The 25464-nt window shown below is 71.3% G+C and carries 18 protein-coding genes; 13 read left to right on the plus strand and 5 right to left on the minus strand.

The genetic code is table 11. The features are described from left to right. Window positions 1-192 precede the first annotated feature (192 nt). The 6 genes from QUG93_RS08240 (at window position 193) to QUG93_RS08265 (ending at window position 9916) form a co-directional block, all read left to right on the plus strand. Window positions 193-372, plus strand: a complete 180-nt coding sequence (locus QUG93_RS08240) for an SPOR domain-containing protein (RefSeq protein WP_289473438.1) — start codon at window positions 193-195, stop codon at window positions 370-372. A gap of 36 nt (window positions 373-408) precedes the next feature. Further along, window positions 409-1746: a type I glutamate--ammonia ligase gene (gene glnA, locus QUG93_RS08245; protein WP_289473439.1), complete on the plus strand. Its 1338-nt coding sequence runs from the start codon at window positions 409-411 to the stop codon at window positions 1744-1746. A gap of 22 nt (window positions 1747-1768) precedes the next feature. Further along, window positions 1769-4741 carry a bifunctional [glutamine synthetase] adenylyltransferase/[glutamine synthetase]-adenylyl-L-tyrosine phosphorylase gene (locus tag QUG93_RS08250; RefSeq protein ID WP_289473440.1) on the plus strand — a complete coding sequence of 991 codons (2973 nt, stop codon included), beginning with the start codon at window positions 1769-1771 and terminating at the stop codon, window positions 4739-4741. A gap of 525 nt (window positions 4742-5266) precedes the next feature. Beyond that, on the plus strand, window positions 5267-6883 hold the full coding sequence (locus tag QUG93_RS08255; RefSeq protein ID WP_289473441.1) for a glycosyltransferase family 2 protein: 1617 nt from the start codon (window positions 5267-5269) through the stop codon (window positions 6881-6883). Continuing rightward, window positions 6876-8492, plus strand: a complete 1617-nt coding sequence (locus QUG93_RS08260) for a glycosyl hydrolase (protein ID WP_289473442.1) — start codon at window positions 6876-6878, stop codon at window positions 8490-8492. Before QUG93_RS08255 ends, QUG93_RS08260 begins: the two co-directional genes overlap by 8 nt. Beyond that, window positions 8489-9916 (plus strand): UDP-glucose dehydrogenase family protein, encoded by a 1428-nt coding sequence (locus QUG93_RS08265; protein WP_289473443.1) that lies wholly within the window; start codon window positions 8489-8491, stop codon window positions 9914-9916. Before QUG93_RS08260 ends, QUG93_RS08265 begins: the two co-directional genes overlap by 4 nt. An 822-nt stretch (window positions 9917-10738) precedes the next feature. Here the strand turns inward: QUG93_RS08265 and glnA (QUG93_RS08270) are convergent. Next, on the minus strand, window positions 10739-12163 hold the full coding sequence (glnA, locus tag QUG93_RS08270) for a type I glutamate--ammonia ligase (RefSeq protein WP_111225920.1): 1425 nt from the start codon (window positions 12161-12163) through the stop codon (window positions 10739-10741). Between the two features lie 141 nt (window positions 12164-12304). Between glnA (QUG93_RS08270) and QUG93_RS08275 the strand changes: the two genes are divergently transcribed. Then, window positions 12305-12775, plus strand: a complete 471-nt coding sequence (locus tag QUG93_RS08275) for an RDD family protein (RefSeq protein WP_289473444.1) — start codon at window positions 12305-12307, stop codon at window positions 12773-12775. Between the two features lie 250 nt (window positions 12776-13025). On the opposite strand, the gene QUG93_RS08280 is transcribed toward QUG93_RS08275, so the two are convergent. Beyond that, a complete protein-coding gene (locus tag QUG93_RS08280; protein WP_289473445.1) occupies window positions 13026-13736 on the minus strand; it encodes a DUF4191 family protein in 711 nt (236 codons plus the stop codon). Between the two features lie 126 nt (window positions 13737-13862). On the opposite strand from QUG93_RS08280, the gene QUG93_RS08285 reads away from it, so the two are divergent. After that, window positions 13863-14684, plus strand: coding sequence for a hypothetical protein (locus tag QUG93_RS08285; protein WP_289473446.1), 822 nt, complete (start codon window positions 13863-13865; stop codon window positions 14682-14684). A 79-nt stretch (window positions 14685-14763) separates the two neighbouring features. Here the strand turns inward: QUG93_RS08285 and sucB are convergent, their stop codons facing one another. The 3 genes from sucB to QUG93_RS08300 all read right to left on the minus strand — a co-directional run bounded on the left by sucB (window position 14764) and on the right by QUG93_RS08300 (window position 19357). Beyond that, window positions 14764-16275: a 2-oxoglutarate dehydrogenase, E2 component, dihydrolipoamide succinyltransferase gene (sucB, locus tag QUG93_RS08290; RefSeq protein WP_289473447.1), complete on the minus strand. Its 1512-nt coding sequence runs from the start codon at window positions 16273-16275 to the stop codon at window positions 14764-14766. 73 nt (window positions 16276-16348) lie between these two features. Next, the gene (gene lpdA, locus QUG93_RS08295; RefSeq protein WP_289473448.1) at window positions 16349-17722 is read right to left on the minus strand and encodes a dihydrolipoyl dehydrogenase; all 1374 of its coding nucleotides are present in this window, start codon (window positions 17720-17722) and stop codon (window positions 16349-16351) included. 153 nt (window positions 17723-17875) lie between these two features. Continuing rightward, window positions 17876-19357 carry a leucyl aminopeptidase gene (locus QUG93_RS08300; RefSeq protein WP_289473449.1) on the minus strand — a complete coding sequence of 494 codons (1482 nt, stop codon included), beginning with the start codon at window positions 19355-19357 and terminating at the stop codon, window positions 17876-17878. A gap of 76 nt (window positions 19358-19433) precedes the next feature. Here QUG93_RS08300 and QUG93_RS08305 point away from each other — a divergent pair, with 76 nt between their 5' ends. From QUG93_RS08305 to QUG93_RS08325, 5 genes are all read left to right on the plus strand, one after another. Next, window positions 19434-20366: a proteasome assembly chaperone family protein gene (locus QUG93_RS08305; protein ID WP_289473450.1), complete on the plus strand. Its 933-nt coding sequence runs from the start codon at window positions 19434-19436 to the stop codon at window positions 20364-20366. 128 nt (window positions 20367-20494) lie between these two features. Next, window positions 20495-21820: an MFS transporter gene (locus tag QUG93_RS08310; protein ID WP_289473451.1), complete on the plus strand. Its 1326-nt coding sequence runs from the start codon at window positions 20495-20497 to the stop codon at window positions 21818-21820. Window positions 21821-22013: 193 nt separating this feature from the next. After that, complete coding sequence (locus QUG93_RS08315; protein ID WP_289473452.1) at window positions 22014-23315, plus strand: RNA polymerase sigma factor; 1302 nt, start codon at window positions 22014-22016, stop codon at window positions 23313-23315. A gap of 4 nt (window positions 23316-23319) precedes the next feature. Then, a complete protein-coding gene (locus QUG93_RS08320; protein ID WP_289473453.1) occupies window positions 23320-24579 on the plus strand; it encodes a MurT ligase domain-containing protein in 1260 nt (419 codons plus the stop codon). Beyond that, on the plus strand, window positions 24576-25349 hold the full coding sequence (locus QUG93_RS08325) for a type 1 glutamine amidotransferase (RefSeq protein WP_289473454.1): 774 nt from the start codon (window positions 24576-24578) through the stop codon (window positions 25347-25349). The genes QUG93_RS08320 and QUG93_RS08325 overlap by 4 nt, the downstream gene beginning before the upstream one ends. Window positions 25350-25464: the final 115 nt, after the last annotated feature.

Below are 25464 nucleotides of genomic sequence, written 5' to 3' on the forward strand. Positions count from 1 at the left end.
GCGACTCGCCCCTGCGGACAGGACTCGCGGTCCAGCGGCGCGAACGTGTCCGCAGGGGCGAGACTCGCCTCCTCGCCTCCTCGCCTCCTCGCCTCCTCGCCTCCTCGCCTCCTCGCCTCCTCGCCTCCTCGCCTCCTCGCCGCACGCACGCGCAGCCGCACCTCACGGCCCCGCCGTGGGTACGGTGGCGCCATGAGCGACGAACGCATCGAGTCCCAGTGGTGGTTCAACGAGAAGACGCACGAGGTCGAGCAGGGCCCGCAGTCGCCGCAGCGCGACCGGATCGGCCCGTTCGCCAGCCGTGACGAGGCGCAACACGCCCTCGACCGCATCAGGGCGAACAACGAGCGCTGGGACGACGAGGACCAATAGGCTGGAGGCCCCAGCAGCACCACGGAAAGGGCGTCCATGGACAAGCAGACGGACTTCGTGCTCCGCACCATCGAGGAGCGGGGCATCAAGTTCATCCGACTCTGGTTCACCGACGTCATCGGCACGCTGAAGTCCGTCGCGATCGCCCCGGCCGAGGTCGAGGGTGCGTTCGCAGAGGGCATCGGGTTCGACGGCTCCGCGATCGAGGGCCTCACCCGCAGCTACGAGGCCGACGTCCTCGCGCACCCGGACCCCTCGACGTTCCAGATCCTGCCGTGGCGCGGCGAGGTCGACCCGACCGCCCGCATGTTCTGCGACATCACGACGCCGGACGGGCAGCCAGCGGTGGCCGACCCCCGGAACGTGCTCAAGCGCACGCTGGCGAAGGCGAGCGACCGGGGGTTCACGTTCTACACGCACCCCGAGATCGAGTTCTACCTGCTGAAGAGCCGCGACTGGGCGGAGGGCGGCCCGCAGCCCGTCGACCAGGCCGGCTACTTCGACAACGTCCCCGGCGGCAGCGCGCACGACTTCCGGCGTCGCTCGGTCCGGATGCTCGAGGACCTCGGCATCTCGGTGGAGTTCTCCCACCACGAGGCGGGCCCCGGCCAGAACGAGATCGACCTCCGGTACGCCGACGCCCTGACGATGGCGGACAACATCATGACCTTCCGCACGGTGGTGAAGGAGGTCGCGATCGAGCAGGGCGTGTACGCCACGTTCATGCCGAAGCCGCTCTCCGGCCAGCCGGGCTCGGGCATGCACACCCACGTGTCGCTCTTCGAGGGCGACCAGAACGCCTTCTACGAGGCCGGCGGCGAGTACCAGCTGTCGCAGACCGCGAAGCACTTCATCGCCGGTGTCCTCCGGCACGCGCCCGAGATCACCGCCGTGACGAACCAGTTCGTCAACTCGTACAAGCGTCTCTGGGGCGGCGACGAGGCCCCGTCCTTCGTGACCTGGGGCCACAACAACCGCTCGGCGCTCGTCCGCGTGCCGCTGTACAAGCCGAACAAGGGCCAGTCCGCACGCGTCGAGTACCGCGGGATCGACTCGGCAGCGAACCCGTACCTGGCGTACTCGCTGCTCCTCGCGGCCGGCCTCAAGGGGATCGACGAGGGCTACGAGCTCCCGCCGGAGGCCGAGGACAACGTCTGGAGCCTGTCCGACGCCGAGCGCAAGGCCCTCGGGTACAAGCAGCTGCCGGCCAGCCTCGACCACGCCCTCGGCCTGATGGAGGACTCCGAGCTCGTCGCCGAGACGCTGGGCGAGCAGGTCTTCAACTTCGTGCTGCTCAACAAGCGGCAGGAGTGGAAGGCGTACCGCGACCAGGTCACGCCGTTCGAGCTCCGCACGAACCTCGGCGCGCTCTAGTCGCACGCCCGGAGCGCACCACATGACCGGTCGGACGAGGACGTCCCGCTCCGAGATGGCCCGGCTGGGCTTCGCGGAGCTGTCGGAGAGCCTGGAACGGATCGCCGGCCTGGAGGCACGGTTCGGCCCCGACGTGCGGGTGCCGGTCACCGACGCCCCGGCCCTGTGGGAGGCCACGGCCGATCCGGACGGCGCGCTGCGCCTGCTGGAGCGGCTCCTCGACCGGGCGCCGGAGGCGCTCAGGCCGGTCCTGGCGGACGAGGCCGCAACCGAGCGGCTCGTCCGCCTGCTCGGTGCGTCGGTCGGCCTCGGCGAGTTCCTGCACCGGCGACCGGCCGAGGTCGCGCTGCTGCTCGAGCCGGTGACGCCGCCGTGGTCGCAGGAGGCGTACACGGCGTCGCTCACCGAGGCGGTCGCCGGCGCCACGGGTGAGGACGCTCGGCTCCGGCTGCGTGTGCGCTACCGGCGGCACCTGGCGCAGATCGCCCTGTTCGACGTGCTCCACGAGGCCCCGACGGACGCGTTCCCGGTCGTCGCCGCGGGGCTCGCCGACCTCGCCGGAGCGGCGCTCGAGGCGGCCGTCGCCGTCGCCCGGCGCGAGGTGCCGTTCCCGGCTGCCGACGTCGAGGCGACGCCGCTCGCGGTCATCGCGATGGGCAAGGCCGGGGCGCGCGAGCTCAACTACGTCAGCGACGTCGACGTCATCTTCGTCACCGAGCCGACGCGCGACGAGGAAGCCGGCACCGGCGTGGGCACCGACCGGGCCGTCCTCATCGCGACGCGCCTGGCCATCGCGGCGACGCACGCGATCACCGACCTCGCCGCCGAGCCCGCGCTGTGGGAGGTCGACGCGAACCTCCGGCCGGAGGGCAAGGACGGTGCCCTCGTCCGGACGCTCGACTCGCACGTGGCGTACTACGAGCGCTGGGCGAAGGGGTGGGAGTTCCAGGCCCTGCTCAAGGCGCGGCCGATCGCCGGCAGTCGCGACCTGGGGGAGCGCTACGCGGCGGCGGTCGCGCCGTTCGTGTGGACCTCGGCGGGCCGCCCCGGGTTCGTCGAGTCGGTCCAGCGGATGCGGGAGCGGGTCACCGAGCACATCCCGGACGCCGAGGTCGACCGGCAGATCAAGCTCGGCCCCGGTGGCCTGCGCGACGTGGAGTTCACCGTGCAGCTGCTGCAGCTCGTGCACGGGCGTGACGACGAGTCCGTCCGGGTGCGATCGACGCTCGAGGCGATGGACGCCCTGGCGGCCGCGGGGTACGTCGGACGACCCGAGGCCGCTCGGTTCGGGCCCGACTACGCCCTGCTGCGCCTGCTCGAGCACCGGATCCAGCTCCGCCGGCTGCAGCGCACGCACCTGATGCCCTCCGACGAGGACGAGCTCCGGGTACTCGCCCGCTCGACCGGCCTCGCGACGTCCGCCGTCGCCCTGGAGCAACGCTGGCGCGGAGTGAAGCTCGAGGTCCGCGGGCTGCACGAGCGGCTGTTCTACCGCCCGCTGCTGTCCGCGGTCGCGGCGACGGACGGCGAGATCGTCCTGACCAGCGACCAGGCGGCGGACCGCCTCGGGGCGATCGGCTTCGCGGACCCCGCCGGGGCGCTCGGGCACATCCGGGCACTCACCCAGGGCACGAGTCGCCGCGCCGCGATCCAGCGCAACCTGCTGCCCGTGCTCCTGCGTTGGATGGCGGAGGGGCCGGCGCCGGACCGGGCGCTGCTCGCGTTCCGACGACTGAGCGACACGCTGGGGGAGTCGAGCTGGTTCCTCCGCATGCTCCGCGACTCGTCCGGCGCCGCCCATTCGTTGACGACCGTCCTGTCCGAGTCGGCGTTCCTGGCCGGGCTGCTCGAGCGCTTCCCCGAGGCGGTCGCGTGGCTCGACGAACCCGACGCCCTGCTGCGTCCCAGGCCGCTCGCGTCGCTCCTCGCCGAGCACGCTGCGACGACCGCCCGCCACGGGGCCGACGTCGACGGTGCGGCCGCCCTCGTGCGCTCGGCCCGTCGGCGGGAGACCCTCCGTCTCGGCATGGCCGCGGTGCTCGGCCACCTGGACGTGGACGCCCTCGGTCCGGCACTGTCCGACGTGACCGAGGCCACGCTCGCCGGCGCGCTGGCCCTCGCGCGACGCAACGCACCCGAGGGGCTCGCGTTCGGCATCGTCGCGATGGGGCGGTTCGGTGGACGCGAGCTCGGCTTCGGCTCGGACGCCGACGTCCTGTACGTGTACCGGGCGCCGGAGGACCTGCCGTCCGAGCAGGCCTCGCGCGCGGCGCAGGTGATCGTCCGCGAGCTGTCGCGGTTGACCGACGACGCGATCCACCCCTTCGAGCTCGACATCGACCTGCGACCGGAGGGCAAGAACGGTCCCGTTGTCCGGACGCTCGAGTCGTACGGGGCCTACTACGCCCGCTGGTCGTTGACGTGGGAGGCGCAGGCGCTCCTGCGGGCGCGAGGCGCGGTGGGCGACCAGCAGCTCCTGCGCGACTTCGAGCACCTGGCCGACCGCACGCGGTACCCGGAGCACATCGACGACCGCGAGGTCCGCGAGGTCCGCCGCATCAAGGCCCGGGTCGAGTCCGAGCGCCTGCCGCGCGGCGCGGACCCGGCCCGACACCTCAAGCTCGGCCGAGGTTCGTTGAGCGACGTGGAGTGGTTCGTGCAGCTCCTCCAACTGCAGCACGCCGCCGCGGTGCCGGGACTCCGGACGACCTCGACCCTCGAGGCCCTCGAGGCCGCGAGGGCCGCCGGGTTCGTGGGCGCCGAGGACGCCGAGCGGCTCGGCGCCGCCTGGCGTTTCGCCTCGCGCACCCGGAGCGCGCTCGTGCTCTGGTCGGGGAAGACCACCGACGTGCTGCCGGTGGACCGCGTGCAGCTCGAGGGCGTGGCGCGGTTGATGGAGTACCCGCCCGGGTCGGCCTCACGCCTCGAGGACGACTACCTCGGTGTGACACGCCGGGCGCGTCAGGTGTTCGAGCGAGAGTTCTACGGCGCCTGACGGTTCCGCGAGACCGTTCGCGGTGTCTGCGACACGCCCGGGATGACGTCATCGGGGCCGGGGTGACCGGACGTGCACGGTGAAATCTGTGTGACGAACCGTGTACCCCGTCGGGGCTGGTGGTGTCCCCCGTCTTGTCGGCCTCCCGTCGTCGCGATTCAGCTGCGGCACAGGTTCACGGCCGGTGGCACCGGAGCATCTCGTGACCACGGTGACCGATGCGGCGACCAGCCGCTGATCAGGAGTTCCTCCGCACGCATCCCCGCGCCTCCCGTCCGCGGAGCGCCTTGCCGACCGCGACTAACGGCTCTCAGGCGGTCCGCATTGCTGCTGTCAGCAGCAGTGCGGACACCGGGCGCGTTCCGGGCGGAGGACACGGCTGTACCCCGTCGGGGACCGGCGATGCCCCCGGTCGGGGGACGCGTTGCGCGGTGCCCCCACTTCTGTCTCAATGGGCTCACCCGAACCGACCACTGGTTCCTCGATGAAGCGGAATCCCCACCTCGAACGTTGAAGCAGGGATCGATGTTCACCTTCATTCTGCAGATCCGGCAGATGGTCGAAGGGCACCCCGAGTTCTACCTGTTCGCCGTGTACTCCGCGGTGATCTGGTTGCTCTGGCTGCTCAAGGTCATCCTGTCCGCGCGTTACCGCCCGTACACCGGCACCTTCGTCGGGACGACCAGCGTGGTCGTCCCGGTCGTGGACGAACCGCTCGACCTGTTCCGTGACGTGATCGGCCGCATGGTCGAGCAGCGGCCGGGCGAGATCATCGTCGTGATCAACGGCGCCCGCAACGAGGCGCTCGAGGGGGTCTGCGACGAGTTCGCCCCGCTCGTCCGCTGGACCCACACGCCGATCCCCGGCAAGCGCAACGCCGTCAAGGTCGGCACCGAGATGTCGAACGGGGACATCACGATCCTCGTCGACTCGGACACCGTCTGGACGCCGGGCACGCTCGACGAGCTCCTCAAGCCCTTCGCCGACGAGTCCGTCGGAGGGGTCACGACCCGCCAGCGCATCCTCGAGCCGACGCGCTCCTGGATCACCCGCTGGGCGGACTGGCTCGAGAACTCGCGAGCGCTCTACTCGATGCCCGCGCAGAGCGTCCTCGGGCAGATCGGCTGCCTGCCCGGCCGGACGATCGCCTTCCGCCGCAGCATCCTCGTGCGGGTCATGGACCGGTTCATGCACGAGAAGTTCATGGGGGTCTTCCTCGAGGTGTCCGACGACCGGACCCTGACGAACCTGACGCTCAAGGAGGGGTACCGGACCGTCTACCAGTACACCTCGCTGGTCTACACGGACGCTCCGCTGCAGGTGAAGAAGCTCTTCAAGCAGCAGCTCCGCTGGGCCCGCGGCTCGCAGTACAACACGCTCCGGATGCTGCCCTGGATGCTCGGGCACGCGCCGATCCTGGCGGTGTTCTTCCTGACCGACATCATCCTGCCGTTCATGCTCTTCGGGGTGATCGCCGGCTGGATCTACCGCGCGGTGACCGGGCAGGGCGAGAACCTCTACCAGGGGATCCTGCAGCAGTACGGGTTCTCGACGGGCTTCGTCTACGTCGCCGGCCTCATGGTCGTCTCGAGCGTGCTGAGCATGGCGATCCGGCAGATGCGTCACCTGGCCGAGAAGCCGAGCGACTTCTTCCGCCTGCCGATGTTCATCATCGTGTCGACGTTCTTCCTCATGCCGATCCGGCTCATCGGCTTCTTCCGCCTGGCCCACGCGTCCGGCTGGGGGACCCGTGCCGGGGCGTACGCCGGCGGTCCCGTCGAGGAGGATCCCGCCGACGCCGCGCAGCCGGCCGTGCTCGACACCCCGCCGCTGAGCCCGGTCGACCTCGGTGACCAGGTCACTGCGGGCCGTGCTGCGGGGCGCTCCACGGCGGATCGCGTCGGCTCGCCGACGGACCAGGCAGCGGCGGACCGCGCGTTCGACGAGCTGTTCGGCGCCGATGCCACCACCAACTCGACCGCGACGGTGCTCGCCACCCGACGTCCTGCAGCCACCGCGGCACCCGCCGCGTCCGCACGGCGTCCGGGTCCGCTGAAGGCCCGTCGCTACAACCCCTACGCGGCGATCCCGTACCTCATCGGGTTCGCGATCTTCGCCCTGGAGGCGTTCCTCATTGTCTGACCTCATCCGCTCCACCAGTTCGTGGTGGGCACAGTCCAGCAAGCACGCGCGACGCACCGCGATCGGCACGGTCGCCATCGTCCTCGTCCTCGGTCTCATCACGTGGACGGTGTGGGTCTCGCCCGCCGGCCCGGTGTCGACCGCGGTGCACACCGCCCTCGGCGTCACCCCGCCGAAGGCGAAGCAGCCCAGCGCCGCCGAGCTCAGCGCGAAGCTCGATGCCGCGCAGGAGACCATCTGGAAGCTCGAGGGCAAGCTCGACTCCTCGAGCGCCCAGGCCGGGTCGCGAGCCGACGAGATCACCCGGCTCAAGGCGCAGATCGCCTCGCTGCAGTCGGACCTCGGAGCGGCGACCAGCGGCGGCAGGGCCTCGGCATCGGGCGGGGCCGGAGCGTCGGGTGGCGGCGGGTCCGGCGGCGGGGACGGCGCCGGCGCAGCAGCCGGTGGCGGCTCCGGAGGTGTCGGGGGCTCGGGTCCGGGCTCCGGCGGTCCCGGCGGTTCCGGCAGCGGCTCCTCCGGTGGCGGCTCGGGTGGTTCCGGCAGTGCCGGCGGTGGGACCGGTCCGGGGTCCGAGCCCGGCGGTTCCGGCGGTGGAGTCACCCCGCCGAGCCCCGAACCGATCCGGACCCCCACCAAGGCGCAGGTCCTGGCCCAGCAGTCCCGCTGGTACGGCCTGTACACCGCGCAGTCCCCGTTCAACTGGTCGGAGTACGACCAGGTGTCGAAGGCGGTCGGCAAGGCGACGAACATGGTCGGCTACTTCCAGGGCTTCGACCAGGACTTCAACGCGACTGCCGTGCAACGTTCCTGGGCCAACGGCCGCCTGCCGATGCTGACGTGGGAGTCGCTCCCTGCCGAGACCGGCAACGACCAGCCGTGGGTCCCCGGCTACGGGAACGCCGACATCACCTCCGGTTCGTTCGATGCCTACCTGACGAAGTACGCGAAGGACCTGGCGGCGAACGGGATGCCGATGGTGATCCGGCTCGACCACGAGATGAACGGCCAGTGGTACAACTGGTCCGAGTCGAAGAACCAGCAGAACGCGCCCGGCTCCTACGTCGCGATGTGGAAGCACGTGTGGGACGTCTTCCAGGCCAACGGCGCCAACGACTACGTGATCTGGGACTGGTCGCCGTCCCGCATCGACAAGCTCGGCAACCCGAAGTACCAGACGCTCGACTACATGGCGGCGTACTACCCGGGTGACCAGTACGTCGACTGGGTCGGGATGAGCGGGTACTACCGGACCACCGGGGAGCAGCCGACCTTCCAGAACACCTACGGGGCGACGCTCGCGCAGATCCGGCAGATCGCGCCGGGCAAGAAGATCGTCCTCAACGAGATCGGCGCGACCGAGACCGGCGGATCGGTCTCGGAGGGGCAGAAGTCGCAGTGGATCACCTCGCTGTTCGACGCCCTCGCCGACCCCGCCAACGACGACATCATCGGCTTCGCGTACTTCAGCGAGGTCGCCACCACGATCGTCGACGGCAGCCGCACCACGAACGACTGGCGGCTCGACTCGCGCCGGGACAGCCTGCAGGCCTTCGTGGACGGCATCTCGCGCACCGACACCAACTACCGCCTGGAAGGGATCCCCCAGTGACCGCACCGAAGCAGTCGACCTCGTCGGTCGACGCACGCCCAGCTCCCGTCATCAGCGTCATCGGCACCGGCTACCTGGGTGCCACCCACGCGGCCGCCATGGCCGAGATGGGCCTCGACACCATCGGCGTGGACGTCGACCCGGCCAAGCTCGCCGCGCTGTCCGCCGGCGAGGTGCCGTTCTACGAGCCCGGCCTGCCCGAGCTCATCACGAAGCACGTCGCGACGGGGAAGCTCCGCTTCACCGCGGACATCGCCGAGGCGGTCGGTGCCGCCGACGTGCACTTCGTCTGCGTCGGCACGCCGCAGAAGGCCGGGTCGCACGCCGCGAACCTCTCCTACGTCGAGTCCGCGACCCGGGGCGTCGCCGAGCACCTCACCCACCCGGGCCTGATCGTCGGCAAGTCGACCGTGCCGGTCGGCACCGCCGAACGGCTCCGGGGCATCGTCCGCGAGTTCACGCCGAGCGGCATCGAGGCTGAACTCGTCTGGAACCCCGAGTTCCTCCGCGAGGGCAAGGCCGTCGACGACACCCTGCACCCCGACCGCCTGGTCTGGGGCGGCGCGTCGGCAGCGGCGGACGCCGTGATCCGCGAGGTCTACGCCGCGCCGATCGCCGAGGGCACCCCGGTGATCACGACGGACCTCGCCACCGCCGAGCTCGTGAAGGTCAGCGCGAACGCGTTCCTCGCCACGAAGATCTCGTTCATCAACGCGATCTCCGAGATGTGCGCGATCACCGGCGCCGACGTCACCACGCTCGCGGACGCCCTCGGGCACGACGCCCGGATCGGCCGGAAGTTCCTCAACGCGGGCCTCGGCTTCGGCGGCGGTTGCCTGCCGAAGGACATCCGCGCGCTGATGCACCGCGCGAACGAGCTCGGCGCAGGCCGGGTCGTGGGACTCATGCAGCAGGTCGACGAGATCAACATGGGCCAGCGCGAGCGGGTCATCGACATGACGATCGAGTCGCTCGGCGGGTCCGTGCTGAACCGTCGCGTGGCCGTCATCGGGGCTGCCTTCAAGCCCCTCACCGACGACGTCCGCGACTCGCCGGCGCTCAACGTCGCCGCGGCGCTGCACCTGCGTGGCGCCCAGGTCACGCTGTGGGACCCGGAGGCGAACGAGACCGCCCGCCGCTCCTTCCCGACGCTGTCGTACGCCACCTCGAAGGAGGACGCGATCGAGGGTGCCGACGTGGTGCTCGTCCTCACCGAGTGGGACGACATCATCGGCGCCGACCCGGTCGCGCTCGGCGAGCTCGCCGGTCGCCGCACGGTGATCGATGCGCGCAACTGCCTCCCGGTCGCCGACTGGGTGAAGGCGGGGTGGACCGTCCGTTCCCTGGGACGGCCCACTCCGGTCACAGGTGCACCCGTGAGCACGGCGGCGGGGGCGAACGACGTGCTGGCCACAGCGCGCTAGTCGTCTCCGCTCGAGCGGGGTCCGTGCCGGGGGCGGCGCGGACCCCGCTTCCGTGCGCCCCGGGCAGCACCGCTCGCGCCGAGCCTTCTCGGGCGCACCGGGCCGCACCGGCCGTGCGCGCGTGCCCGGTCGTTCCGGTCGTACCCGGTCGTTCCGGGCGTACCCGGGCGAACCCGATCGTGCCGCGCGTGCCCGGTCGTTCCGGTCGTTCCGTACGTACTGGGTCGTGCCGCGCGTGCCCGGTCGTTCCGGGCCTTCCGTGCGTACCGGGTCGTGCCGCGCGTGCCCGGTCGTTCCGGGCGTACCGGGTCCTTCCGGGCGTACCAGGTCGTTCCGGGCGTACCGGGTCATGCCGCGCGTGCCCGATCGTTCCGGGCGTACCCGATCGCGCCGCGCGTGCCCGGTCGTTCCGGGCGTACCAGGTCGTTCGTTCCGACCAGGTACGCCCGTTCCCACACGCCATCGCAACCGTTCTGGGAAGGATCGGGCGGCCGGTACCGCGTCAGCCTGGAGGCCCGGTGCCGGTCCGCCGGGCTGGCACCGGGCCTCCAGGCCGTCACCTCCGCTGTCGGCCGGCGCCGCCTCGTCGGCCGGCGCTGCCTCGTCGGTCGGCGCCGCGTCGTCAGCCGGCGCTGCCTCGTCGGTCGGCGCCGCGTCGTCAGCCGCGCCGCGGAGTACTCCGCGGCAGCGATCGAGCGCGGCCGACCTCCCGTACTGGTCTGTCGCTCCCGCACACTGCTCCCGCTCGACGCGACGCCCGTGCACGCGGAAGGGCCCCGCACCGGAGACGGTGCGGGGCCCTTCGACGACGAACGCCGGAGATCAGACGCCGAAGTACAGCTCGTACTCGAACGGGTGCGGGCGCTGGGCCAGCGGGAGGATCTCGTTCTCGCGCTTGTAGTCGATCCAGGTCTGGATGAGGTCCTCGGTGAAGACGTTGCCCTTCGTGAGGAACTCGTGGTCCGCCTCGAGCGCCTCGAGTGCCTCGTCGAGGGAGCCCGGCACCTGAGGGATGCCCTTGGCCTCCTCCGGGGGGAGCTCGTAGAGGTCCTTGTCGACCGGCTCGTGCGGCTCGATGCGGTTCTGGATGCCGTCGAGGCCCGCCATGAGCTGCGCGGCGAAGGCGAGGTACGGGTTGCCCGAGGCGTCCGGCGCGCGGAACTCGATGCGCTTCGCCTTCGGGTTGGTCCCGGTGATCGGGATGCGGATCGCCGCGGAGCGGTTGCCGGCCGAGTAGACCAGGTTGACCGGCGCCTCGAAGCCCTTGACCAGGCGGTGGTACGAGTTGATCGACGGGTTGGTGAAGGCGAGCAGCGCCGGCGCGTGCTTCAGGATGCCGCCGATGTACCAACGGGCGACGTCGGAGAGCCCGCCGTAGCCGTTCTCGTCGTAGAACAGCGGCTTGCCGTCGGACCACAGCGACTGGTGGGTGTGCATGCCCGAACCGTTGTCACCGAAGAGCGGCTTCGGCATGAACGTGGCGACCTTGCCCCACTGGTCGGCCGTGTTCTTGACGATGTACTTGAACTTCAGGATGTCGTCCGCGGCGTGGACCATCGTGTCGAACTTGTAGTTGATCTCCTGCTGGCCGCCGGTGCCCACCTCGTGGTGCGAGCGCTCCAGCTCGAAGCCCGCCTCGATCAGCTTGAGGGTGATGTCGTCGCGGAGGTCCGCCGTCTTGTCGACGGGGGAGACCGGGAAGTAGCCGCCCTTGTAGGGGGTCTTGTTGGCGAGGTTGCCGCCCTCTTCCTCGCGACCGGTGTTCCAGGCGCCCTCCTCCGAGTCGACCGAGTAGAACGACTTGTTCTGGGTGACCGAGTAGCGCACGTCGTCGAAGATGTAGAACTCGGCCTCGGGGGCGAAGAACGCCGTGTCCGCGATGCCGGTCGAGGCGAGGTACTTCTCCGCCTTCTTGGCGACCTGGCGCGGGTCGCGGCCGTAGATCTCGCCGTTCCGCGGGTTGTAGATGTCGAAGATCATGATCAGCGTGCGCTCGGCGCGGAACTGGTCGATGTAGGCCGTCGTCACGTCGGGGATGAGCTGCATGTCCGACTCGTGGATCGACGCGAAGCCGCGGATCGAGGAGCCGTCGAAGAGCTGCCCGACGGAGAAGAAGTCCTCGTCGACCGTCGACGCCGGGATGTTGAAGTGCTGCTGGACACCGGGCAGGTCCGTGAAGCGGATGTCGAGGAACTTGACGTCCGTGTCCTTGATGAAGGCGAGCACCTCGGAGGAATCGCTGAACATGTGTGTCGATCTCCTGGGGGGTAGGTGATGTCGGAGGTGCCGCAGGTGCACCCTCCGACGAGGCTAGAGACACCGAGTTTCCCGGACATGACTGCATTGTTTCGTGCGTGTTACGTCGGCGGGGTCACCTACCCTTGGACCATGGCTCGCCGCACCACCCCGCCCTCCGCGCCCTCCGCACAGCCCGGCGGTGAACACCCGGACGGGTGGCCGGGCAAGGACCTCGGGCTGCCGGAAGAGGGGCCGCGGAGTGTCGGGCGCATCGGACGTCGCATCGTCGGTCTGCTCATCGACGGCCTGCTGGCGGACCTCGTCGCGTTCGTCACCGGGGTCTGGTCGCCCGTCGCCGGGTCCGGGGACATCACCCACACCTGGATCCAGCTCGCGATCTTCGCGGTGCTCCAGGTCCTGTTCATCTGCACACTGTCGGGCTCGTTCGGCCACGTCTGCGTCGGGCTGCGTGTCGTGCCGATCCGCGGTGGCTACGTCGGGATCTGGCGGCCGGTGGTCCGGACCGTGCTGCTCTGCCTGGTCGTGCCCGCGCTCATCATCGACCGCGACAGCCGCGGGGCGCACGACCGGATCGCGGGAACGGTGCTCGTCCGACGCTGACCCGCGGGGCTCGATGGGTGCCCGGTGCCCGGTGCCCGCTGCCGCGCTGCCGCGCCTCGCCGTTCATGGAGCAGAAGACGTCGTCAACGGAGTGACCACTCGACGTTTCCTGCTCCACCGACCGGGAAACACCGCGCGCCGCCCGCGCCCGCACCCGCACCCGCGCCCGCCCGCACGCAGGCCCGCACACGACGACGCCCCCGACCTGGCACGGTCGGGGGCGTCGTCGTTGCGAGCGGGAGCGGTCGGATCAGCGCGGCCGGCCGGCACGCGCCCGCATCGGGTCCATGCCCTTCGGGATCGCCGAGGCCGGGCTCTGCGTGAGCGAGTCGAGCCGGTTCGCGACGGCCAGGACCTCGTTGCGGTTCAGCGCCTTCTTGTACTTGTTCATCGCACGGGGGAGCTTGTGCAGCGTCACGCCGTCGCTGTCGTCGTCGACGTGCACCACGTGGACGGGGACGTTCGGGACGATGCGCTGGACCTTGCGGCGCTCCTCGTCGACCTGGCGCTTGAGGTTGCCCCGCTGGCCCTCGGTGATGAGGACGACACCCGGGGTGCCCACCGCGCGGTAGACGGCAGCCTGCGACCGGCCGTGCACGGCGACGGGCATCTCACTGGACCGCCACTGCCGACGCAGCGAGTTCGACAGGACCGCACCGACAGCGCCGGGCTGCCCGGCGATCTGCGAGTAGGCGGCGCGCTCGGCCAGACGACCGAGGACGATGAGGAACAGCAGGACGCCGAGCAGCACGCCGGCGAGGATCCACAGCGTGATCGCCAGCCAGTTCTGACCGGGCAGGAGCAGGGCGAGCAGGACACCCAGGACGACGGGGCCGACGAACGCCAGCAGGAACCACCAGACGGACTTCGGGTCGGCCCGACGGGTCATCGTGAAGACCTGGTACATCTGCTTGAGACGACCCGGCTCCTTCGCCGTCGTTGCTTGGGGAGTGCGTGCCATGCGACCAGGATACGGCCTCGACCATCCCTCGAGGACCGTCCGTGCTCAGGCTGTGGGCGAACGCGGCTGTCCACAGGAGGCCAGGGTCGGCCTGGAGGCCCGGCTCGCCTCCGCCACGCTGGCGCCATGACGACGACGGAACGCCGCGACCGGTGGTGCGGTTCGTGGGAACCGCCCGCGTTCGAGCGCTGGGCAGCGGACCGCGCCGCCGGGTGCGGCCCCCACCTGGTCCCGGTGGTGCAGGTCGGCAGGTGTCCCTCGGGTCACCTCGCGGTCGAGGTGCTCCGGCCGACGACCCGGACGCTCGACGAGACCCTCGACGGGCTCGGTGTCCCGACCGAGGGGGTGGCGGTCACGCTCACCGTCCCACTGCTCCAACTCGCGGCCTCGGCCCGGCAGGGAGCGCTCGAGCTCGGAGCGGTGCCGACCGACGGGGTCGGTGTGGACGACGCGGGCGCCGTGATCGTCGCCGATCGGCCTGCCGGCGGAGCACCGATCTGTGCCGACGCGGGCGGGGTGGTGCCCGAGGTACCGACGGCACCGTCCGACCCGGACGGAGCGCGGCAGCTCGTCCTCGCCGCTCGCGCGGTCTGGGATCGTGTCGACGCCAGGGCGCCCGCTCGCAACACGGTGGACCCTGCCCTCGACGCTGCCCGCGACGGAGACGCCGCCCTCGTGTCCGAGGCGCTCGCGCTGGTGCTCGCGGCCGCTCCGCCCCGACCCGTTCGGCTCGCCCGCTCGACGGCGGCGTCCCTCGACGCCGCACTCGGACCCGCTGTCACGCCCTCGGCGGCCGGTGACCTCGGCGCGCTGGTGGTGCGGATCGTCCGCGAGGTGCTCGAGCACGGCATCCCCCTCGGCCGGACCCGGCGACTCCCGGTCCGGCACGCGGTCGTCGGCGTGGTCGTCGCCGGCGGTCTCGTGTCGGCCGCCCTCGGCGTCCGGTGAACAGTGGCGCCCGCAGACGCCGGACGGCCCCGGTCCCTGTGCGGGGCCGGGGCCGTCCGGTGTGGATCGGACCGTCGGGTCAGTAGCCGAGGTTCGGGCCGAAGTTGCCCTCCTCGAGCCGGTTCTTGACCGCGACGAGGTAGCGCGACGCATCGGCGCCGTCGATGATCCGGTGGTCGTACGACAGTGCGAGGTAGACGAACGAGCGGATCGCGATCGCCTCCTGCCCGTCGACCTTCACGACGGCCGGACGCTTCGTCACGATGCCGGTGCCGAGGATCGCCGACTGCGGCAGGAACACGACGGGCGTGTCGAACAGCGCGCCACGCGAACCGGTGTTGGTCAGCGTGAACGTGCCGCCGGCGAGCTCGTCCGGCTTGAGCTGGTTGTTGCGCGTGCGCTCGGCCAGATCGGCGATCGACTTCGAGAAGTCAGCCAGCGACAGCGCCGACGCGTCCTTGATCACCGGGGTGAGCAGGCCGCGCTCGGTGTCCACCGCGATGGCGACGTTCTCGTGGTCCGGGTAGACGATCTCGTCACCCTCGACCGTGGAGTTGATCTTCGGGTGGGCCTTGAGCGCCTCGGACGCCGCCAGGGCGAAGAACGGCATGAAGCTGAGCTTCGAGCCGGTCTTCTCGAGGAACGCGGCCTTGTTGGCGTCGCGGAACTGCGCGACCTTGGTCACGTCGACCTCGACGACACTGGTGAGCTGCGCGGTGGAGGTCATCGACTGGACCGCACGCTCCGCCACGACCTTGCGCAGACGCGACATCTTCTCGCGCGTGCCGCGGAGCGGCGAGGTCTCGGCCACGAACGGACCGGCCGGAGCGGCGGCCTGAGCCGGCGCGCTGGCGGACTTGGCCTGCTCGGCGGCCGCGAGCACGTCCTCCTTGCGGATGCGTCCTCCGACACCGGTGCCGGAGACCGTGGACAGGTCCACGCCCTGCTCGTTGGCGAGCTTGCGGACGAGCGGGGTGACGTAGCCGGAGGCCGACGCGTCCTGGCTCGGGTTCGGCACCGAGGCCGAGGCGTTCGCGCCGGACGAGGCCGGTGCCGGAGCAGCCGCGGGAGCCGGGGCTGCTGCGGGCGCCGGGGCTGCAGCGGGCGCGGGGACGGCCGCCGGCACGGCGGCGGGCGGCGGGACCGGAGCCGCCTGGGGGACCGGGGGAGCGGAGGGCGCCTGCGGGGCTGCGGGCTGCGTCTGACCGCCCGGGGCCGGGTCGGCCTGCTGCGGCTCGGGAGCCTCCTGCTCCTCGGGCTGCTCGGTGCTCGGGGCGGTCTCGGGCTCGGTGGCGTCGGCCGCGGCCTCGTCCGCGCCCTGGTCGCCCTGGTCGTCGGACGAACCGGAGCCGGAGCCGTCGCCGATCTTCACCAGCGCGGTGCCGACCTCGACCGTCTCGTCCTCCTGGACGAGGATCTCCTCGACGACGCCGGCGACGGGCGACGGGATCTCGGTGTCGACCTTGTCGGTCGAGACCTCGAGCAGCGGCTCGTCGACCTCGACCCGGTCACCGACGTTCTTCAGCCATCGGGTGACCGTGCCCTCGGTGACGCTCTCGCCGAGCGCCGGGAGGTTGACGGATTCGCTCATCGGGTGGGCTCCTGTTCGCGGGTTGCTGTGGTGGTGGTTGTCATTGTCTCGGTGCGCACGGTGGACGGGGTCGTCACAGCGCGTGCAGCGGCTTGCCCGCGAGGTGGAGGAAGGCCTCGCCCAGTGCCTCGTTCTGCGTGGGGTGGGCGTGGACGAGCGGGGCGACGTCCTCCGGGTGTGCTTCCCAGTTCACCGCGAGCTGGGCCTCACCGATGAGCTCGCCGACGCGCGCGCCGATCATCGAGACACCGACGACCGGACCGTCGACGACCCGGACGACCTTGACGGCACCCGAGGTGCCGATGATGTGGCTGCGGCCGTTGCCCGCGAGGTTGTACTCGTAGAAGTCGACCTTGTCCTTGCCGTACTGCTCCTCGGCCTTGGCCTGGGAGAGCCCGACCGAGGCGACCTCGGGGTCGGAGTAGGTGACCTTCGGGATGTTCGTGTCGGAGATGACGACGGGGTTCAGGCCCGCGATCTCCTCGGCGACGAAGATGCCCTGCTGGAAGCCACGGTGGGCGAGCTGCAGGCCGGGGACGATGTCGCCGACGGCGTAGACGTTCGGCAGGTTGGTGGCGAGACGCTCGTTCGTGGTGACGAAGCCGCGGTCCATCGCGACGCCGACCTCCTCGAAGCCCATGTTCTGGGTGAGGGGGCCACGACCGACCGCGACGAGCAGGACGTCGCCCTCGTAGGTCTTGCCGTCCTCGAGGGTGACGACGACGCCGTTCTCGTGCTGGTCGACGTGGTCGAACCGGACGCCGAGCGAGAACTCGATGCCGCGCTTGCGGAACGCGCGCTCGAGCTGCTTCGACATCGACTCGTCCTCGGCAGGGATGAGGTGGGGCAGGCCCTCGACGATGGTGACCTCGGCGCCGAACGACTTCCAGACGCTGGCGAACTCGACACCGATGACGCCGCCACCGAGGATGACGACCTTGTTCGGCACGTAGTCCATCTTCAGCGCGGTCTCGGACGTGATCACGCGGCCGCCGATCTCGAGGCCCGGGAGGGACTTCGAGTACGAACCGGTGGCGAGCACGACGTTCTTGCCGGTGACGGTCTGGTCGCCGACCTGCACGGTGTTCTGCGAGGTGAGGCGGCCCCAGCCCTCGACGACGGTGATGCCGCGGGCCTTGACCAGGCCCTGCAGGCCCTTGTACTTCGAGTTGATGACGCCCTGCTGGTAGTCGATGACCTTCGGCACCTCGACACCGGCGAACTCGGCTATGACGCCGTACTTCTCCGCGTCGCGGGTGGCGTCGGCGACCTCGGCGGCGTGCAGCAGCGCCTTGGTCGGGATGCAGCCGCGGTGCAGGCACGTGCCCCCGAGCTTGTCTCCCTCGATGAGCGCGACGCTCATGCCGAGCTCAGCGGCCCGGAGCGCAGCGGCGTAGCCACCACTGCCGCCACCGAGGACCACGACGTCGTAAGTCTGTTCCGTCACCTGGTGCAACTCCCTCGTGCGTGTCGGGGTCCTGGTCGGACCCCACTGGACACCGCGGCGGCGGCGCCCGACGGTCGGACCGCATGGTTCCGGTCCCGTCCCGCTGGTTCCGGCGGACGCGCGTCGGTGCGCAGCCCGCCGGACACCAACCTACTACCTGGACTGGAGCTCTTCTGCGAGCCCGACGAGCGTCCGGACCATGACGCCCGTGGCGCCCTTGCCGAGCCACCCGTAGCCGCCGCCCTTGTGCTCGGACGGGCCGGCGATGTCGAGGTGCGCCCACGGGATGCCCTCGCCGACGAAGCGCTCGAGGAACTTGCCCGCCAGGAGCATGCCGCCCGCCGGGTTGCCGACGGTGGCGTTGACCATGTCGGCGACGTCGCTCGCGAGTCGCGCGTCGAGCTCCTCGGGCAGCGGCATCGGCCAGATCGGCTCGGCGACGGAGTCCGCGACCGCCCGGACCCGTGCGACCAGGTCGTCGCTGCCCATGAGGCCGGTCGTGCGGTCGCCGAGGGCGACGACCTGCGCGCCGGTCAGCGTCGCGACGTCGACGATCGCGTCGGGCTGCTCGAGCGACGCCGCGGCCATGCCGTCCCCGAGGACCAGGCGGCCCTCGGCGTCGGTGTTCGTCACCTCGACGGTCTTGCCGTTCTTGAGCGTGAGCACGTCGCCCGGACGCGTGGCGGAGCCGGACGGCATGTTCTCCGCGAGGCAGAGCCAGGCGGTGACCTTCGTGTCGAGCCCGAGGCGTGCCGCGGCGATCGTCGCGGCCAGGACGGTGGCGGCGCCGGTCATGTCGGTCTTCATGCCGAGCATCGACGCGGCCGGCTTGAGCGAGAGGCCGCCGGAGTCGAAGGTGATGCCCTTGCCGACGAGGGCGAGGTGCTTGCCGGCCGACGACGGCTCGTACCGGACGACGACCAGGCGCGGCGGGCGCTCCGAGCCCCGTCCGACACCCACGATGCCGCCGAAGCCCTGCTCCTCGAGCTGGTGCTCGTCGAGGACCTCGACGGTGATCGGCAGCCCCTCGGCCTGCGCGACGGCGACGTCCGCGACGTCTGCGGGACCGAGGTCACCGGCGGCCGTGTTGACCAGGTCGCGGACGAGTGCGGCGGCGTCGGCGACGATCGCCGGTCGGACGGTGGCGTCGGCGGCGGTGTCCGCGGGCGCGACGACCTCGATGCGCTGGTCCCCGCGGGTCGGGCCGGTGGTGCCGGTGCCCTTGTGGCGGGTGAAGGCGTAGGCGCCGAGCGCGGCACCCTCGAGGGCCGCGTCGACGAGTTCGGCGGAGTCGGTCGGGAGCGCGAGGGCGATGGACGACACCTGCGGGAGCTGTCGGACCGCGCTGCCCGCTGCGGCGCGGACGGCGGCGGCGTCGACCGTCGCGCCGAGGCCGACGAGCGCGATCCCGGCCGCGGCGACGCCGGTGCCGGGCAGACGGACGAGCTGGTCCTTGGCTCCGGTGACACCGATGGAGCCGAGGTCGAGGTCGGCGAGCACCTCGAGGGTGCCGGCGGCGCTCGGCGCGATCGTGGGGGCGGCGCCGTCGGTGCCGGGGCGGACACCGAGCACGAGGACGTCGGCGTCGACGTCGGAGGGGGTCGAGGTGGTGGTGGAGAGCGTCGGTCGGACCATGGGCCAAGCCTAGCCAGCAGGTGTTCGCCGAGAGCGTCGGGTCGGCGCAGCTGGTGGGACGGCGGTCCCGCCTAGCATGGGGACGGTGAACCACCCCGAGGACCTGTACACCGTCGCCGACACCGCTCCGACCGTGCCGGCCGGGCTGCACCTCGTCGCGGGCCTGACCGGGTTCGTGGACGCCGGCTCCGCCGTGGCACAGGTCACCTCGTCGATCCTGGACGGCCTCGACCACGAGCTCGTCGCCGAGTTCGACCCGGACGTGCTGCTCGACTGGCGTGCCCGTCGCCCCGTCATCACGTTCGAGCACGACCACATCACGGCGGTCGAGCCGCCCCGCCTCGCCCTGCACCTGGTGCGCGACGAGCTCGGGCAGCCGTTCCTCTTCCTCACCGGGTACGAGCCGGACTTCCAGTGGAACCGGTTCGTCGACGCGGTCACGGGGCTCGCCGAGCGCCTGCAGGTCGCGGACACGACGTGGGTGCAGTCGATCCCGATGCCCGTCCCGCACACGCGGGCGATCAGCCTCACCGTCTCCGGCACCCGTGCGGACCTGGTCGAGCAGCTGAGCGTCTGGAAGCCGGAGACCCAGGCCCCGGCGAACGTCCTGCACCTCGTCGAGCACCGCCTGACGCAGCTCGGTCAGCAGGTCACCGGACTCGTGCTCCTCGTGCCGCACTACCTCGGTGACACCGAGTTCCCCGATGCCGCGGTGACGGCCCTGTCGAGCATCTCCGCCGCGACCGGCCTGATCTTCCCCACCGACGCCCTCCGCGAGTCGGACCGCGAGTTCCGCACCCGCGTCGACGAGCAGGTCGCGGGCAACCCCGAGCTGCAGCGGCTGGTCGGCGTGCTCGAGGAACGGCACGACACCTACATGGAGGGCAACCCCGTCGCGTCGCCGCTGACCGGCGTCGACGGCGAGGTCCCGACCGCCGACGCGATCGCGGCGGAGCTCGAGCGCTTCCTCGCCGACCGCCGACCGGACGGGGACGGCCCCGCCGACTGACGCGGCTCCCGCTGCGGCCCCGGCTCCGGCTCCGGCTCCGGCCGGGAGGCTCCTGCGCGGCCCGTACCGCGCCTCCCGTCCTCCACAGCGTGCGCGGGGCGCGGGGCGCGCGTCGCTAGCCTGGACGGGTGAACTCCCGCCGTGCCTTCGTCGTCTGGGGCGTCGCGGTGCTCGCCTACGTCCTCGCCGTGGTGCAGCGCTCGTCGCTCGGTGTCTCCGGGGTCGACGCGCAGGACCGCTTCGCGGTCTCCGCCGCGGTCCTGTCGACGCTCGCCGTCGTGCAGATCGCCGTCTACGCGGGTCTGCAGATCCCGGTCGGGATCGCGCTCGACCGCGTCGGGCCGCGCAGACTGGTGCTCCTCGGCGCCGCGCTCCTGGTGGTCGGGCAGGCCGTGGTCGCCTTCTCGCCGAGCATCGGGCCGGCGATCGCGGGACGGGTGCTCGTCGGTGCGGGGGACGCGATGACGTTCATCTCGGTGATCCGGCTGGTGCCGATGTGGTTCACGGGGCGGATCCTGCCGCAGATCTCGCAGTGGACGGGCAACCTCGGTCAGGTCGGACAGGTCCTGTCGGCCTTCCCGTTCGCCGTGCTCCTGCACACCGCCGGTTGGACGCCGGCCTTCGGGGTCGCCGCCGCCGCGAGCCTGGTCGGCCTCGTGCTCGCCGTGGTCTTCGTCCGGAACGGCCCGGTCGCGGTGCGCACCGACACGATCCCGCTGCCGCTCCCGCACTCGTGGCGGGGAGCGTTCCACACCTTCGGTCACGCGCTCCGACGACCCGGCACGCAGCTCGGGTTCTGGTCCCACTACGTCACGCAGTCGTCCGGCACCGTGTTCTCCCTGCTCTGGGGGGTCCCGATGCTCCGCGGGCTCGGCTACACGCCGTCCGAGGCCGCGGGGTTCCTCACCGTCATCGTCGTCACGGGGTTCGTCGCCGGGCCGGTGCTCGGCGTGCTGTGTGCCCGGTTCCCGCTGCGGCGGTCGAACCTGGTGCTCGGCATCGTCCTCGCCCTCGGCGTGGTCTGGACCGCCGTGCTCCTGTGGCCGGGGCAACCGCCCACCTGGCTGCTCGTGCTGCTCGTCCTCGCGATGGGCGTCGGCGGACCCGGTTCGCTCATCGGGTTCGACTTCGCCCGGAGCTTCAACCCGGTGGGGTCGCTCGGGTCGGCGAACGGGGTCGTCAACGTCGGCGGGTTCCTGGCGGCCTTCGTGATGATGTTCCTGATCGGCACCGTGCTCGACGCCGTGTCCGGCGCGACCGGACGCAGCGTGTTCGCGTGGGAGAGCTTCCGGATCGCCATGACCGTGCAGTACGTGGTCGTCGGGTTCGGTGTCGTGATGCTGCTGCTGGCCCGACGCCGGACCCGCCGCGAGATGCACGCGCAGGACGGAATACGGGTGGGTCCGCTCTGGGTTGCACTGGTTGCGCGCCTGCGGAAGAAGGCCGTGCAATAATGGAGGACGGACCCGTTCGGGCCCCTCATTCCCACGTCGCCTCGTCGCGCCGCGGAAGTCGGGGGACTTGACATGGGTCCTCATGCTGCCCGGAACGGTAGGACCGACGACGCGGGGGACTGCGGCGTCCGGCCCTGGGCGGCGAGGGAAGGCCACGACCCCACGAACGTGGCACGACGAGAGAGGTGATCGCATGGCTGCCCGGAGCACGACGATCGATCCCACGAAGGACACCGAGCCAGAGGCCGTCGCGGCGGACGACGCCGACGCGGCCGAGGGGAAGGCAGCGCCGAAGAAGCGCGCCACCAAGACCACCGCCAAGAAGCCCGCCGCCAAGGCCGCGCCGAAGAAGGCGTCCACCCGCGCCAAGAAGCAGGCGGACGACGACGAGGACGAGGACGAGGTCACCGACGCCCCGGACGAGGCCGTCGACGTCACCGACGACACCGACGCCGAGGAGACGGAGGGCGACACGGAGGACAAGGCCGCCAAGCCCGACGCCGCCGCTGCGGTCGCCGCCGGCGCGCTCGTCATCTCGCAGTCCGACGACGACGAGGCCCCGGTCTACTCGACGACGATCACGGGTGCCACCGCCGACCCCGTCAAGGACTACCTGAAGCAGATCGGCAAGGTCGCGCTCCTCAACGCCGAGCAGGAGGTCGAGCTCGCGATGCGCATCGAGGCCGGCCTGTTCGCCGAGGACAAGCTGCAGCACTCGACCGGTCTGTCGAAGCCCGAGGAGCGCGAGCTCCGCTGGGTCGCCCGCGACGGCCAGCGTGCGAAGTCGCACCTGCTCGGCGCGAACCTCCGCCTGGTCGTCTCGCTCGCGAAGCGCTACACCGGCCGCGGCATGCAGTTCCTGGACCTCATCCAGGAGGGCAACCTCGGTCTGATCCGCGCGGTCGAGAAGTTCGACTACACCAAGGGCTTCAAGTTCTCGACGTACGCCACGTGGTGGATCCGCCAGGCGATCACCCGTGCCATGGCGGACCAGGCACGCACCATCCGCATCCCGGTGCACATGGTCGAGGTCATCAACAAGCTGGCGCGCGTCCAGCGGCAGATGCTGCAGGACCTCGGCCGCGAGCCCACTCCGGAAGAACTCGCCCGCGAGCTCGACATGACCCCGGAGAAGGTCGTCGAGGTGCAGAAGTACGGTCGCGAGCCGATCTCGCTCCACACCCCGCTGGGTGAGGACGGCGACTCGGAGTTCGGCGACCTGATCGAGGACACCGAGGCGGTCGTGCCGGCCGACGCGGTGGGCTTCACGATGCTGCAGAAACAGCTCGAGAGCCTGCTCGACTCCCTGTCCGAGCGCGAGGCGGGCGTGATCCGCATGCGCTTCGGCCTCGGTGACGGCCAGCCGAAGACCCTCGACCAGATCGGTGACACGTTCGGCGTGACGCGCGAGCGCATCCGCCAGATCGAGTCGAAGACGATGGCGAAGCTCCGCCACCCGTCCCGGTCGCAGTCGCTCCGCGACTACCTCGAGTAGGCCGATGCGCTTCCTCATCCCGATCCTGGTCGGGCGGATCCTCCGCGCCCTCGCACGAGCGCGGGGCGGCGGGTCCGCCTACCCGGGCTACATCGTCCTCAAGCTCGTGCCGGACTTCCTGCAGCACGTGACGAAGCAGTTCCCGAACGGTGTCGTCTTCGTGCTGGGCTCCAACGGCAAGTCGACGACCACGCACATGATCTCGGACATCGTCCGGGCGCACGGTCTCCGTGTCTTCACGAACCCGTCCGGCGCGAACCTGCCGCAGGGCATCGCGTCCGCGTTGCTCTCCGAGGTGTCGCTGACCGGCAAGCTCAAGGCGGACATCGGCATCCTCGAGGTCGACGAGGCCTTCGCGGTCGAGCTCGCCGGCATCCTGTCGCCGTCGACGGTGACGATGCTCAACGTGCAGGTCGACCAGCTCTACCGGTTCTTCGAGACCGAGCGCGTCGCCGCGATGATGCTCGACACGGCGGCGCTGTCGTCGGCGAACGTGATCACCAACCGCGACGACCAGTTCCTCGACGCCTACGCAGCCCGTGCCGGGCAGCGCGTGCTCCGATTCGGCGCGAGCGCCGAGGTCGTGGCCGCTGCGCCGAACGGGCTGCAGAACGCCGACGACTTCGACCGCACCGGCGGCGAGCCGAACGCGGCCGAGTCCGAGGTCGTCGTGAACACCGGCGACGGCGCGACGATCCGGTTCGGCGGCACCGACATCCCCGTCCGTCTCCCGGCGCGCGGCCTGCACTACGCGGTCGATGCGGCCGCGGCCACGGCGACCGCGAGTGCGGCGCTCGGGACGCAGTTCCGGCCCGAGGCCGTGACCAGGGCCTTCGGCACCATGAAGCCGGCGTACGGCCGTGGCGAGCGGCTGCCGATCGCGGGCGAGTCCGCCGAGTTCACGATGTTCAAGAACGCCGCGAGTCTCCAGCTCAACCTCGATGCCCTGCCGGCGCACCCGGAGCAGGTCCTCATGGCGATCGACGAGGGCACGCCGGACATCTCCTGGATCTACGACATCGACTTCTCGAAGCTCGACCACGTCGACGTCGTGTCCGGTGACAAGGCCTGGCAGATCGCGATCGCGCTCGAGCACGCCGGTGTCCGCATCGGCCGGGTCGAGCCGGACGTCGAGGCCGCGATCCGGCACATGGAGCAGCTCGGGTCGACGACGTCGGGTACGAAGAACTTCATCGTCAACTACGAGATCATGATGATCGCCCGCAAGGCCCTGGGCCACGGGGACATGGAGAAGACCGCATGACGGCCGAACGGCTGACCATCCTGCACGTCTACCCGCGTCAGATGGGCGTCTCGGGCGACCGCGGCAACGTCGCGGCCCTCGTCCGGCGCGCCGAGGCCGCCAGCATCGCGACCGAGGTCGTCGAGTACGCACCCGGCGACCCGCTGCCCACAACGGCGGACGTCGTCGTCGTCGGCAACGGTCCGCTGAGCGCCATGCGCTCGCTCGGTACCGACGTCACGCGGGTCGGGGCGGCGCTCCGCGACCTGGCCACGGCAGGCGTGCCGGTCCTCGCCGTCGGCGGGGGCTTCGACCTCGCGACGAACGAGGTCGTCCCCACCGAGGGTGCGCCGGTCGCGGGCTTCGGCGTGTTCGATGCGCGGGCAGTCCGCGGTGCCGAGCGCCGGGTGAACTACTTCGTGCTCGACACCCGGTACCCGCTGCTGCCCGGAGCGCCGACGCGTCTCGCGGGCTTCGAGGACCACGCCACCCGCATCGACCTCGGTGCCGGCGTCGAGCCCTTCGCCGAGGTCGTCTCCGGCGGCGGCAACCAGGCAGGCTCGCCGGTGGAGGGTGCGATCGTGGGCACGTCGTTCGGCACGCACACGCAAGGCCCGATCCTGCCCCTGAACCCGCAGCTCACGGACGGCGTCCTCGCTGCCGCGACCGCCCGGGTCGGCCGGGAGTACGCACCGGACCCGGAGCGCACCGCGGCCATCGACCGGTACGCGCGCGAAGCGCGTGCGACGGTCGACCGCTACGTGGACAAGGCGTTCAAGCGGATCGCCTGAACCGGCGTCCTGAAGGCGACCACCAGACAGACGGGAGGCGCGGGGGCCGCGGGCCCCCCCCCCCCCCCCCGGGGGGGGGGGGGGGACCACGAGGCAGAGGGGGGCCCGGGGGGCG

The sequence above is a fragment of the Curtobacterium caseinilyticum genome (assembly GCF_030363035.1).
GTDB lineage: Bacteria > Actinomycetota > Actinomycetes > Actinomycetales > Microbacteriaceae > Curtobacterium > Curtobacterium caseinilyticum.

Excerpts from the sequence above, each read along its gene's own strand:
- QUG93_RS08240 (WP_289473438.1), top strand. The coding sequence starts at position 193 with ATGAGCGACGAACGCATCGAGTCCCAGTGGTGGTTCAACGAGAAGACG.
- glnA (WP_289473439.1), top strand. The coding sequence starts at position 409 with ATGGACAAGCAGACGGACTTCGTGCTCCGCACCATCGAGGAGCGGGGC.
- QUG93_RS08250 (WP_289473440.1), top strand. The coding sequence starts at position 1,769 with ATGACCGGTCGGACGAGGACGTCCCGCTCCGAGATGGCCCGGCTGGGC.
- QUG93_RS08255 (WP_289473441.1), top strand. The coding sequence starts at position 5,267 with ATGTTCACCTTCATTCTGCAGATCCGGCAGATGGTCGAAGGGCACCCC.
- glnA (WP_111225920.1), bottom strand. The coding sequence starts at position 12,163 with ATGTTCAGCGATTCCTCCGAGGTGCTCGCCTTCATCAAGGACACGGAC.
- QUG93_RS08275 (WP_289473444.1), top strand. The coding sequence starts at position 12,305 with ATGGCTCGCCGCACCACCCCGCCCTCCGCGCCCTCCGCACAGCCCGGC.
- QUG93_RS08280 (WP_289473445.1), bottom strand. The coding sequence starts at position 13,736 with ATGGCACGCACTCCCCAAGCAACGACGGCGAAGGAGCCGGGTCGTCTC.
- QUG93_RS08285 (WP_289473446.1), top strand. The coding sequence starts at position 13,863 with ATGACGACGACGGAACGCCGCGACCGGTGGTGCGGTTCGTGGGAACCG.
- sucB (WP_289473447.1), bottom strand. The coding sequence starts at position 16,275 with ATGAGCGAATCCGTCAACCTCCCGGCGCTCGGCGAGAGCGTCACCGAG.
- QUG93_RS08300 (WP_289473449.1), bottom strand. The coding sequence starts at position 19,357 with ATGGTCCGACCGACGCTCTCCACCACCACCTCGACCCCCTCCGACGTC.
- QUG93_RS08305 (WP_289473450.1), top strand. The coding sequence starts at position 19,434 with ATGGGGACGGTGAACCACCCCGAGGACCTGTACACCGTCGCCGACACC.
- QUG93_RS08315 (WP_289473452.1), top strand. The coding sequence starts at position 22,014 with ATGGCTGCCCGGAGCACGACGATCGATCCCACGAAGGACACCGAGCCA.
- QUG93_RS08320 (WP_289473453.1), top strand. The coding sequence starts at position 23,320 with ATGCGCTTCCTCATCCCGATCCTGGTCGGGCGGATCCTCCGCGCCCTC.
- QUG93_RS08325 (WP_289473454.1), top strand. The coding sequence starts at position 24,576 with ATGACGGCCGAACGGCTGACCATCCTGCACGTCTACCCGCGTCAGATG.